This is a genomic window from Algoriphagus sp. AGSA1 (assembly GCF_021390545.1).
Classification (GTDB): domain Bacteria; phylum Bacteroidota; class Bacteroidia; order Cytophagales; family Cyclobacteriaceae; genus Algoriphagus.
The window spans coordinates 1-11,730 of the sequence record NZ_JAJUWR010000065.1; the positions used below are offsets into that span (position 1 = coordinate 1).

The 11,730-nt window shown below is 44.2% G+C and carries 7 protein-coding genes; all 7 read right to left on the reverse strand.

Going from position 1 to position 11,730, the window contains the following annotated elements; genetic code table 11:
* Positions 1 to 319 precede the first annotated feature (319 nt).
* Positions 320 to 925 (reverse strand): RNA polymerase sigma factor, encoded by a 606-nt coding sequence (locus LZF95_RS26005; protein ID WP_233758415.1) that lies wholly within the window; start codon positions 923 to 925, stop codon positions 320 to 322.
* A gap of 413 nt (positions 926 to 1,338) precedes the next feature.
* Positions 1,339 to 2,586, reverse strand: coding sequence for a glycoside hydrolase family 76 protein (locus LZF95_RS26010; RefSeq protein WP_233758416.1), 1,248 nt, complete (start codon positions 2,584 to 2,586; stop codon positions 1,339 to 1,341).
* Between the two features lie 160 nt (positions 2,587 to 2,746).
* Entirely contained in the window at positions 2,747 to 3,898 is a 1,152-nt protein-coding gene (locus LZF95_RS26015) for a glycoside hydrolase family 76 protein (protein ID WP_233758417.1), read from the reverse strand.
* 11 nt (positions 3,899 to 3,909) lie between these two features.
* Entirely contained in the window at positions 3,910 to 5,037 is a 1,128-nt protein-coding gene (locus LZF95_RS26020; protein WP_233758418.1) for a SusE domain-containing protein, read from the reverse strand.
* Positions 5,038 to 5,065: 28 nt separating this feature from the next.
* Positions 5,066 to 6,697 carry a RagB/SusD family nutrient uptake outer membrane protein gene (locus LZF95_RS26025; protein WP_233758419.1) on the reverse strand — a complete coding sequence of 544 codons (1,632 nt, stop codon included), beginning with the start codon at positions 6,695 to 6,697 and terminating at the stop codon, positions 5,066 to 5,068.
* Between the two features lie 12 nt (positions 6,698 to 6,709).
* Positions 6,710 to 10,084, reverse strand: a complete 3,375-nt coding sequence (locus LZF95_RS26030) for a TonB-dependent receptor (RefSeq protein ID WP_233758420.1) — start codon at positions 10,082 to 10,084, stop codon at positions 6,710 to 6,712.
* A gap of 46 nt (positions 10,085 to 10,130) precedes the next feature.
* A complete protein-coding gene (locus tag LZF95_RS26035) occupies positions 10,131 to 11,174 on the reverse strand; it encodes a FecR family protein (RefSeq protein ID WP_233758421.1) in 1,044 nt (347 codons plus the stop codon).
* Positions 11,175 to 11,730: the final 556 nt, after the last annotated feature.

The window sequence follows — 11,730 nt, forward strand, 5'->3', positions numbered from 1 at the left end:
TTTACCCCCCTCTTATCAGCCAATTCACTTAAAGTCATTCCTTATCTAGCCTATGCTGAAAAACGCCAGTAATAGATCAAAAGCTATCATTTTGAATGATTAGCCCATTTTTTAAGGCGAGCTTTTTTCAGCAAGTGCAAGCTTTTTGACGACAATAGGTCTTTATCCATGCATCAGAAAAAACCAAAATCGGGATTTTTAAGCTAGCCCAGGCATATCAGGCCTGGCCTGCCTGGGACTTTTTCAGCAAAACCTATCTACTCTGAAGACCTATACGCCCTCAATCTTAGCTTTACCATCCTATGTTGCTTTTATCTCCTTACTGGAAGAAAAACGGATATATATAAAACATAATACTTACCGATACTATTTCCAGCTGCGATAGTCTTTTTTTCACCCAGTTAGTGGCTCGAAATGCCTGATTCTCTACTGTGCGCTGGGACACATTCAATAGGCCAGCTATCTCTTCATAAGATCTATTTTCCAGATGTTTCATTTTAAAAACTTCTTTTTGTGCCGGAGGTAGCTTTTCTATTATTTCCATAGAAATCCCATGAAATTCTGAGTAAATCATTTCATCGTCTGGATTTTGGGCAGAAATCGGCTCTTTTAGGGGAATTTGGTACTGCTGAAATGCGAAAAACCGGGCATCCTTTCTGTTTTTCTTAATGACCAGAGACTTAACTATCGCGATAATATAAGCATTGATGGAAAGATCCGGGTCAAGCTTCGCCCTGTGCATCCAGATTTGTAAAAAAACTTCCTGCACTACTTCTTCTGCCTCTTCGTGGGACAGTCTCATTTTTCGGGAAATATGGTAGGTTTTTTTAAAAAACAACTCAAATAATTTCTTAAAGGCAAACTCATCTCCCTGAGCAAGGTTTCTTACGAGGTTTTGTAAAGAAAAGGGATCTGGTTGTTCCAAGGCTGCAGTGGATTTTAGCAACTCAAAGTAACTTACTTGGATCCCTCCATCAAAGCGGCAACACCATCTGTAATAAAAAGGTAATATTAAATTAAAGTAAATTTCCTTAGGTAATATTTGGCCGAACATCTCCAATCAATAATCCGATATAACCAAGTGTGGGTAATGGCAGGTCATTTTTTTACATACTGAAGAAGGTAATTAGAAGGAAGCGTTTAAATTGAAGCTGATTAGTAGGACTTTTTTGAGACGTTATGTGTTAGGCCAAAGTTCGGTGAAATAGGAATAAGTTATTATAAGATTTAAAATCCATGGATATGCAAGTCGGAAAATCCCGATCCACCATAAAAAAATGGATCTGCATGGACACAAACAGTGCGAAAGCTTAGCTATACACTAGACATTCTTGCCGTCTAATTAAGAGGTTTTAGCACACACATAGCTTCTGCCAACATACACCCACTCAACATGGGCGTTAAGGACACAGGAGCGTCATCTGCCGGAGCATTCCACCAATCTCCGCCATACAGCATGTTATTTTTATTCACTCCATTTTCAGCCATCACTGTTGCACATTTGGTGATGTAGTTGTGGAATTTTTCATGGCTGACAGCATCTAAGTCAGGCTCATTGACTAAGTTCACAAAATAACGGAAGAAGATGCCATTGAAAAGCCCCCCATCACCGGAAGTGGAATTTGGAAGAACACCGTTATTCCTGGACATATGGTCTATGACATAATTGGAGGCCTGAATGGCATCTTCCAGGTATTGACTTTCCCCGGTAATCTTATACAATTCATGTGCTGCACCTATAAATGTCCCCTGATTATAAGTATAGATAGCCCGGTCTATCTTCCCTTCCCTATTCATGTTATCGAATACTTTTCCTTCACTTGGTTCATATAGATTATTTCTCAACCAAGAGTATATTTTCACCGCTTCATCCAGATAGGCTTGCTTAGCTTTATCTCCAGGTGTACTCACCTGATCATATAGGGTATAAATCCTCGTGGCGACCAAAGCACCCGGCCCATTGGAACATGCATTTTTTGTTTTCTCCACATCGGTTTTCCAAGTAATCCCACCATACCACGGAGCTTCATCCTCCGGTCCCCAGTTGGTCCATATCCAGTCGTTGTACATCTGGGTTGCTTTCGCAAAATATTGCTCTTCGCCTGTGGATTCGTACATTCTTAACTGCGCCAGCACTATCCATTCCATATCATCCACGAACTCATTCCACCAGGCATCTTCTTCTCTACCTGAGAAATTATACCTTGGTGCCCCATCCCACCATAATGGATATAAGTCTAGGTAAAACTGATCTGATGTACGCTTATACCCATCCACTACTACATCCATTGCGTGAGCCTGTGGCCAATAATGATTGGTCGTCATATTAGACATATCACTTCCGTAATTAAAATAATACCGGTCTTCATGTCCTTCAAAGTTTGCTCCCCAGAAATGACGGATCAACGCTCGATTCATCCCCTCAGCCAAGTCTTCCCAATAAGCCTGCCCTTTGTCCGGTAGGTTATTATTCAGTTGTGAGGTGTTTTCATTAGAATCCAAGTCATTCTTAGTCTGGCTTTTGCTCCCGCAAAAAGAAAAAACAAAGACTGTGGATAAAGTAAGCAATAAATTGATTTTTCGCATCTGTTACTGATTTATATGCCCCCCGCTTGATAGAATAGGATAATCCCGTTCAAGCACAAGAGGCAAGTGATAATGGTACCGGAAAATAGTGACATGGAAAGAACTGCAGTCTGATTAAGACTGCTTATGATTCGTCTTAATCAAACTGCAATAAAATAAGTTACTCGAAAATGCCTTCCTCTTGCAATAATGCAGCTGCTTCTATGAGCATCATGCCTGATAATTGGGTAGTCAAGTCCGTTTGACCGGTTGGCATTTCCCTCCAGTTGGGTCCGGAGAGCATCTCCGGTCTTTTCAAGCCCGACTTATAAAATGTATCCGCATTAAACTTCATAAAATCAATCATAGCTTTGCGGTCAGTTTCATTTAAGGAAGGCTCCTGAATCAGTTCTGTGAAATATCGGACAAAAACCCCTTTGAATAGTCCTCCATCCCCTTGACCTTCATTATTTAAGACACCTTCAGTGGATATTTCCGAACGGGTCATAGAGGACTTCGCTGTCTTGATTGCGTCCAAAAGGTAACCATTCTCGCCGGTAATCTGAAATAAACGAAGTCCCGAGCCAATCCAAGTGCCCGCATTATACGTGAATATCCAATCTTTCTTCACAGTAGGGACTCCTTCGATCAGTTCTATATTATCCCAGACCAGCCCCGTCTCAGGATCTACCAAATTTTCCTTTTGCCACACATATAAGTCTTTGGCCCAATCCAGATAATAATCATCATTGGTCACATGGTAAAGCCTGGTCGCCAATACGATGGTTGGTCCATTGGAAACTGCATTTTTCAGGTTTGGGGTATCTTTTTTCCAGGTGATACCTCCACCGAACACCTCACTATAGCTCTCCAGGATATCATGCCAAAGGAATTCCGCCACATCAAGGTACTCCTCATCCCCGGTGGCCTCATAGGCACGTACACAGGAATTGCCCAGCCAAAGCATATCATCATTGAACACATTGGTGAAAGTACCTCCGTTATTGGATTTGATCCCATTGAGGAGCTTCTTCATCCTGTCCAGGTATATCCCGTTTCCGGTACGCGTATAGGCATCTACATAAACATGCAATGCGTGTGCATTAGGCCAGTAGCCTCCAAATGAACCGCCGGGATTGAAATTAAAAGAACCGTCAGCGGCAATGTAAAGTGAGTAAGTGGAGGACTGCATGGAGTCTGCGGTAGCTGCATAATCATATACAATTTCCTCCACTTCTTCGAAGTTATTTCTCAGCGGGCCCAGATCCTTGTCAATGCAAGAAGTAAAAGCCATTCCAGAGAGTACACTAAGTACTATTAGAAATTTTTTCATGGTTTTTATCTTTAATCTACTGAAACAGTATGTGTATAATTCGACACCTCTGCATTGAAGATCACACTTATATCCGCACTGGCATTATCCACTTCTGTAGCAAATTTATAGCTGTTGCTCCAACGGTCATTAGACACCGGAACCATGTACCAGTAAGCAGGCCCGGTGGACTCAGTAGGGCGCTGATTATCTCCGTTTGTACTTCCAAACCACTCTTCCGTCTCATTACCTTCTGCATCCTTGGTTGTGAACCTAAACTTATAGCGTTCATCACGTCCCCAATCCTCTTGTCTGAATTCAATAGGCAAATCTGTAACAGACCAAGTGCCATTCGCTTCATATGGAAGATCGGTGAGGAATACATCATTCGGTGCAAACCATAATTCTACTTTACTTATTTCAGTGATTTCGGTAGTTCCATTTGAAAAATCCACTCTGATTCTAACTACCTTTTGATCCCCTGAATACTCCGTTTCTCCATCAGCTCTCAGCTTTTCCTCATCAATGTAAAAGGTATCCGGATCTCCGGTATTTCTTGAGGCAAAATGATATGCTCCTTCACTCAGTGAAGTATAAGCCTCAAAGGTATTTGCACTGGTTTTTTTCATCAGAATAGCATCTGATAGCACCTCACCGGCTTCTGTAGCTGATCCCAATAGATACAATTCATCAGGAGAAGGAAAGCCTGCAGGACGCGCTACTTCTATGGTCCGGATATCTATCAAGGGTTGTACGTTTACTCCTTTGGATGATTGTACAGACCATTGAAGTTTTCCTACAGCATCAGGCTGAATCCCTGCCATTTGGGCTATTTTGTTCAATTCTGAAAAAGGAAGGGAAAGTCTGCGCTGCAGCCCCCTTCCATCAGACGGTAGGAGATAAACCGGATCCGAGAAATCCCCATCTTCTGTATCAAATACCACATCATACAGCACTACGCCATTATCTGCTGCTTTGGCTGCCTCCCATTCGAAAATCGCAGAACTCTGCGCCCCTAGGTTCATGAAGGCATTGTTTTCAGGTGAGTAAAGTGCATTTACTGGCGTGACTTCAGTGTGTAGCTCCGCATCCTCCTGACAGGAAAACAGGGAGATCATAACGGCCGCTACACTAAGTGTTTTATATAGGAAATCTTTCATTTTTATAGAATTTAGGTTTAGGCTGAAATTAGTTCCAACCCGGATTTTGGGTCAAATTTGGATTAAGGTTTCGCTCGTCACGGGGGATTGGCCATAAATAATGTTTGGACGGGTCAAAAGATCGTAGATTAACACGTAAATAGCCATCGTCTTCGGAAGGAGGTCCGAATTTGGCACCATGAGCCCAGCCATTCAGTACATCTTCAGCTATTCTCCATCTTCTGATATCGAAAATCCTAAGGCCTTCCATCGCCAACTCTACCCTTCGCTCGGTACGGATAATCTCTCTATATTCCTCCTGACCGAGACCAGAAGTAAACTGCAAAGCCGTTGCAGCATCAAAACCCGCTCGTTCTCTCAGCGCTCTAATGGTAAGGTCCCAAGTGCTTTCATCCAACTGCCCCAATTCATTTTTGGCCTCAGCATACATTAATAGCACATCGGCATAGCGGATCAGCATCAGGTTGAGTCCGGAAGCAAACTGGACGAGGTGAGTAGGATCAAAATACTTCCGTGTATAATACCCCGTAGTAGTGCTGGATGATCCCGGCACATATTCATCCGGAGCCGAAGAATCCGGATCTGAGCCAGGCTTGATGTAGATAGTCCGGGTGGCACCATTTTCTTCCCATTCATACTCATGATATACTACCGTGGCGCTTAGGCGCGGATCCCTGTTTACATACGGATTTTCTTCATCGTAACCGGAATCTGGATGATCAATTGCCAATCCCTCTTCTGTCATGTAGCTGTCTACCAATTCTTGAGTTGGCGCCAGCGCATTGAGTCTAGCCCCAGCGGATAAAGGGGCCATATCAAAAAACTGCCCCCAAGTCCGAAACTGAGGCACATATTGCAGACTAAGGATATCTTCCTGACTGTATTCATTTTCTGGCAAAAACAGTCCTTCATAGGAAGGAAATAAGCCATACCTGCCATAAGCATCACCATTGATCAGATTCTCCGTGGCCAGAACTACTTCCTGCCACTGTCCTTCATACAGATGCACTCTAGCCTTCAGTGCCATGGCCGCGCCCGCAGTGATCCTACCCCGCTCAGAATCAGTAAGATCTTGTTGGGTTGGCAGAGTTAGGCTGACCTGATCCAATTCCTCCAGAATAAATTCCAATACCTGTGCTTTTGGGGTTCGGACGACTTCCTGTGCTTCTTCTATAGTGATATCCTTAGACAAAAGCGGAACATCCCCAAACCAGGTCATCAACTGAAAATGCAAAAATGCTCTGATGAAACGGGCTTCTGCCATCATTCTGGCTTTATTTCCTTCATCCATATTCGGCACTCTGTCAATATTTTCCAGAAGAATATTACAGGTTTTTATGCCTGTATAATTACTGTTCCATTCGCCTTGAAGGCGTCCCAACGAGGGATCATAAGTACCTGCTGCCAAGGAAGCAGCTCCTTCTGTATCCCCTCGACCATTAAAGGCATTGTCGGAAGTTGCCTCATTGTAAAAAAAACGGCTACTTCCATACATCTGGGAATACGCAGTATTCAATACACTTTGTGCTTTGGCCTCTGAATCCCAATAGGTGAGATCCGTAAAGGTATTTTCCGGAGCCAAGTCCAGTTCCTTACACCCCGTCCAGCAAAGGGAGGTGAATGCAAGAAGTATGATTATATAATTATTGAATTTTGTCATTTGAAAGGGGGATTAAAAGGTGATGTCCAGGCCAAATCCGTAATACACCATGGTGGGATATGCCCTGGCACTATTGGCACCACCACTTCTCATGCTGTTGTCAAATTCTGACAATTCAGGATCCACAAAATCCACTTTTGACAAGGTGAACAGGTTTTGTCCCGATAAATATGCACGGCAGGTTTGCATACCGACCCGCTGTGCCAGAGCCTGAGGCAGGGTATAGCCCACCTGTATATTTTTCAGACGGAGGTAAGCCCCGTCAAAAAGATACATGTCCGAACCCCTTCGGAAGTTGTTGGTATTGGACTGGCTGCCATTCTCCGCAAGAATAGGGTAGCGGGCATTAGGATTTTGGGGAGTCCAATAGTCCAATTGATGCGTGTACATGGTCATGCCGTAGTTGAAGTGAAAAGGCTCAACGCTTTCCCCACGGATCATCATCGTTCTGCGTCCTACTCCCTGTGCAAAAATGTTCAGGTCAAAGCCTTTTACCTGTACATTATAGGTAAGACCGAAGGTCATCCTAGGGAATGGATTACCAAAGACGTAATTATCATCATCGTTGATTATGCCGTTTCCATCCACGTCCACATACCTATTGTCACCCGGCTGAACGTTTAAGCCTTCAGGTTTAGGACCAGCCTCTACTTCGTCCATATTCTGGAAATATCCATCACGCTTTAAGCCCACATAGGAATTAAAAGGATAGCCTTCTTTAAGCAACACCTGCAATTCCTCCAGACCTGTCAGACGCTCTTCACCCTGAAAATCCAGCACTACATTTCTGGAATCTCCGAGGTTAAACGTGAAGGAATGATTGAACAGCTGTCCTCTATGTCTATAGGTGGTGGTAATTTCCCAACCTTTGTTGCTCACTTTTCCGCTGTTGAAGTCTGGCAAGGAAGTACCAAATACTCCCGGAACGGCCGGTGGCACAAGGATATCGGAAGTCACTTTATCAAAATAATCCAGGCTCAAAGTCAAGGCTCCGTCCATAAAGTCAAGGTCTGCCCCTATATTGAAAGTAGCTGCCCTCTCCCATTGGATATTTGGGTTGGCGTAATTGAATCCTGTGCCACCCACCGGTGAATTATTAAATCCATAAGCATTCTGGAAGGTAAAGAATGTGGTTTGATACTGGTAATTGCCCACGTTCTGATTGCCCAGCACACCATAAGATGACCGGATTTTCAAATCTCCAAACCTTTCCTTATAACCATTCATAAATGATTCCTCGGACAGCCTATACCCCACAGAAGCGGAAGGAAAAAAACCCCATCTTTTGCTTTCCCGGAATTTGGATGAACCATCATATCGAAAGCTGAGCTCAGCAAAATACTTTTTGCTATAATCGTAATAAACAGCACCGAATAAAGAATAAAGGCTGTTTTCCGAAGAGCTTTGGTTGGAGTTATAGGAATCAGGACTGATAACTGTCTCGGTCACAGGAGTTCCCAGATCAGGATCAGTAAATGTCTTATAGATACCAATGCCCCTGTCCTCATGATTCTCATTGGATGCTCCCAAGAGGAAACTCACATCATGAACTTCGGAAAACACTTTGGCGTAATCCAGCATTATCTGGGTATTGAGATCCATTCCCTTTCGGTTCTCATCGTTCGTATTACGGTTTCCTCCATATACTCCCCTTGGGTAGAAATCCACCTGCATTACACGGCCATATTGGTTATTCGAGTACATGTTAAACCCAAACACCCCTCTAAGCTTAAAATGGTCTGTAAGACGAAATTCCCCGCTGAGATTTCCAAACACATTGTCATCAATGTGCTGTCTGAAACCGCCCTGCTCCAAAATCCCCAGTGGATTGAACTCCTGTAAAACATCATTGGTCAGGTATCTTCCCAAGGAGTCTTTTTGGGTATAATATAGAGGAACCCTGTTGGCATCGGCCATCAGCGTGCCACTGGAAGAGGAGTGATCTGTGATCAATCTCCGGGTGTATGCCAGTCTAGAGCTGAGTTTGAACCTTCCAAATTCATTGGTGAGGTTCATTCTATAATTAAATCGCTTGTAGCCTTTTGCAGGGCCCACATAGTTATTTTGCTGGTCAGTATAGCCAGCAGACACCAAATAGGTGCTATTTTCACCGCCACCGGAAACAGTAATATTGTGATTTTGCTGTAGAGCATTGTCAAAGATTTCCTTGGCAAACCATTCCGTATCGCCATTTTCCTGGATCTGACGGATCTCTTCGGGACTGAATATAGCCTCACTTCTGCCTGCATTGAATGCTGCCTCGTTACGGAGCATGGCATTTTGATATCCATGCACCGGAGCGGTAAAAAACTGCGGGGTATTTACACCTACCAGCCCATTGTATGTGACTACAGGACGGGAATTTTTTTGGCCTTGTTTGGTAGTGATCAACACCACGCCATTGTTGGCCCGGGAACCATAAATGGCGGCACTTCCCGCATCTTTCAATACAGAGACACTTTCTATATCTGAAGGATTAAGGAGATTAATGTCCCCACCTATGACTCCATCAATTACCACTAGGGGAGAATTATCGCCTAGGGTACTGATCCCTCTGATGTTAAGATTTACTCCCGCCCCAGGTTCGGAATTACGCTGCTGCACAATGAGATTGGCAGATACACCCTGCAGTGCCTGGCTCATGGTAGCCACAGGTCTGCCCTCAAATGCTTCCTGCCCTACCTGGTCCACAGCTCCTACCACGCTTACTTTTTTACGTGTCCCATAACCCACTACGATGACTTCTTCCAAGGTGGAGAGGTTTACACTCATAGTTACGTTTATTATACTTTGGGATCCTACTGTGATCTTTTGGGTTTCATAGCCCAAAAATGAAAAAACCAAAATATCTCCTTCTGTAGCTTCGAGCGCATAATTCCCGTCCAAATCCGTGACAGTGCCTACCCCTGACCGCCCCTCTATGGTAACTGAGGCTCCCGGAAGCGGCTCTCCTGTTTCATCCTTGACGACTCCTGTCAGCTGAATAAACGCCCTTTGTGCTTTGGGCGCCGACTGGACCACCGCCACTGCAGTTTTCGAAACATGGATGGTAGAATTGATTTGCTTGAATGACAACCTGGACTTAGCGGAGAGTTCCTCCAATATGGAGAGCAGGTTTTGATTCTGGGCATCCATAGTTATCCGTGGACTGCTTTGGATTAACCCAAGATCATAAGCGAATCTGAATTCGGTCTTGTTTTCTATGATCTTCAGCAACTTCTCCACACTGGCATCCTTCAGGCTGATACTTAAAATGACATCTTTCAAGTCATTCTGCTGACCAGCAGAAATCTGTCCCCCTCCGAAAAATCCCCCTGCCATAAAAAATAAGCAGAGTAGGTATCGGATGCACAGCTTTCCTCCTTTGATCTGTAATTTGTGTTTCATTATTTTGGGGTTGTTTTAGGTTTATTATGAGTGGTCTTTTGACCGGTTAATTCTTTCTGATTTTTACTATTCCTTCCTGAATCTCATAGGAAATCCCAAGTGAGTATTTCATGCCGTTGAGGACATTTTCCAAACTTTCATTCTGAAACTCCCCACTGTATTTTCCCTTCAGCACTACTTCCGGAGCAAACTCAAAACTGACGTTGTACCATTTCGACAGTCGGTCAAACACATGTCCGTAACTCTCTTCCCGAAACTTTAGGATGCGGTGCCTCCAGCCCACCAAATGGTTGTAGTCATAGCTGTCCTTCTTCAGTGATTTGGTGTCGGGATCGTAATAGGATGCTTCCATAGGCAGGATAGTAGTGGAAACCCCCGATTCGGTATTGACCAAGACTTTGCCAGTGACTACAGCCACATGCATCCGTGACTCTTCAGGGTAGGCACTCACATCAAATGAGGTTCCCAGCACCTTGGTTTTCAATTCCCCGCTGATTACTGTAAACGGCAGTTCTTCATTCTTCTGCACTTCAAAGAATGCTTGGCCAATCAGCTCCACTACCCGCTCATTTTCGAAAGAAGACAGATATTTTATCTCGCTATCCGAATTAAGCATGACCATAGAACCGTCCGGCAGATGGAATACTTTCTTGACGCCCTTAGGCACAGATTTGGTGAGCCACACCTGAGCTTCTTCTACCGTTACTTGCTCCTCATCAGCTGAACCGATGTGATTAAACAGCAGAAAACCCGCTATTAAAATGGAGGCTGCCACCGGCCAGAGCCATGCAAACTTCTTTTTGTACCGATCCGAATATAAGCTTGGAGGAGATTGGCCTTCCCATTTCGCATTGAACTCCAAGAGCCTGTCCCTCATCTGTGCGAAATCACCTTCATCCATCTTATATTGATTTTTCCATGCCATGGATTTAGAAAGCTCGATGGCCCGAAACATGGTATCTTTTTTATCAACATTCTTACTGGCCCAGTCCTGCCAATAGCGATCTAGCTCGGCATTGGGATTGGTTACCCACTTTATAAAAAGGGGATTCTTTAAAAAATCGGTCTCATCCACAGGATTAAAATTCATACTCGAAAGGCTATTTTTGCGACTTTGTTGCCGCTTACAATCTATATAGAGAACTAACCAGGAAAAATGACCCCACAGAGATCCCATTATTTTAAAAAAATCTATGTAAGGCTTGCTGAAAAAGCCTCAGGTATGCCAGACCTGCCGACAAGGTAGGTCCAAGGCGACCGAGTGAAGACCTATGCTTATCCAACGCAGAAGATGGTATGACTGAGGCTGGCTTAAACCCGCATTATGTATTCACGATGCACATTATTGCGACCAAAACGATGAAAACCCGAAGGGTTACAACTATCCATAACCCTCGGCAAAGCCGGGGGTAGGCAGATAACAACAAACTTTACAGCCCCGGCGGGGCGCAACTAGCTTCTGTTTCAAAAAGTACCTCTTAAAAGTATCGCCCTTTCAGGGCTATCCAACTGGTTTATCTCCAGCACCCTGCACTTCGTCCAGGGTCAATCGGGTAGGAAGCGGCTTTCACCGCTGTCCCCCCACACCACCCGGCATACGTCTATCGTACCAAGGCGGTTTCTATAGATTAGAACCTGTTCATGCG

Bases quoted from the DNA above. Each gene is read 5' to 3' on its own strand.
- LZF95_RS26025 (WP_233758419.1), bottom strand. From the start codon at position 6,697: ATGACAAAATTCAATAATTATATAATCATACTTCTTGCATTCACCTCC.
- LZF95_RS26015 (WP_233758417.1), bottom strand. From the start codon at position 3,898: ATGAAAAAATTTCTAATAGTACTTAGTGTACTCTCTGGAATGGCTTTT.
- LZF95_RS26010 (WP_233758416.1), bottom strand. From the start codon at position 2,586: ATGCGAAAAATCAATTTATTGCTTACTTTATCCACAGTCTTTGTTTTT.
- LZF95_RS26030 (WP_233758420.1), bottom strand. From the start codon at position 10,084: ATGAAACACAAATTACAGATCAAAGGAGGAAAGCTGTGCATCCGATAC.
- LZF95_RS26035 (WP_233758421.1), bottom strand. From the start codon at position 11,174: ATGAATTTTAATCCTGTGGATGAGACCGATTTTTTAAAGAATCCCCTT.
- LZF95_RS26020 (WP_233758418.1), bottom strand. From the start codon at position 5,037: ATGAAAGATTTCCTATATAAAACACTTAGTGTAGCGGCCGTTATGATC.